Raw genomic sequence first — 434 nt, 5'->3', positions numbered from 1 at the left:
GCGTTAGAAAATGTCTTAGTCAAATTTGGTAAAGAACAAGAATTGACACAAGAGAAAGGCAAAGAATCACACACACAAGAACCTTTAAAAAAAGAAAAGAAAGCAACCTTAGACGAGCGACTGAAAGAAGCGAAAATCAAAGCAGATAAGCTCAATGCTGAACGAAATAGTGAAAAAGACGCTGTGAAGTCTAAAAGTAAGGGGCAAGAACGATGAAAGCAAAAAAAGGTTTTTGGATTGCTTGCGGGATTCTGACTTCTTTAGCTTTTTATGTTGGCGCACGATTGACGTTGATTTATCGAGGGTTGCCGAATCAATCACTAGATAATGCGGTTCAAAATGTTTTAGATACATTAGACAAATTTTTACCTACTATCCAACAACAACCTTTTCTTTTTTCTTTTCCTAAAGAAGCCTTAATCGGCGGTCTAGTC

General features: G+C 36.9%; 2 protein-coding genes. Both read left to right on the top strand.

The window, feature by feature from the left end:
* Positions 1-216, top strand: a 216-nt coding sequence (locus IDG65_RS14330) for a hypothetical protein (RefSeq protein WP_206174243.1), incomplete at its 5' end; no start/stop codon positions are given.
* On the top strand, positions 213-434 hold a 222-nt coding region (locus IDG65_RS14325), incomplete at its 3' end, for a hypothetical protein (RefSeq protein ID WP_206174241.1). The genes IDG65_RS14330 and IDG65_RS14325, both read left to right, overlap by 4 nt.

The organism is Staphylococcus sp. EG-SA-17, assembly GCF_017151845.1.
Classification (GTDB): Bacteria; Bacillota; Bacilli; order Staphylococcales; family Staphylococcaceae; genus Staphylococcus; species Staphylococcus aureus.
This window is presented reverse-complemented; position numbering and strand designations above follow the sequence as displayed.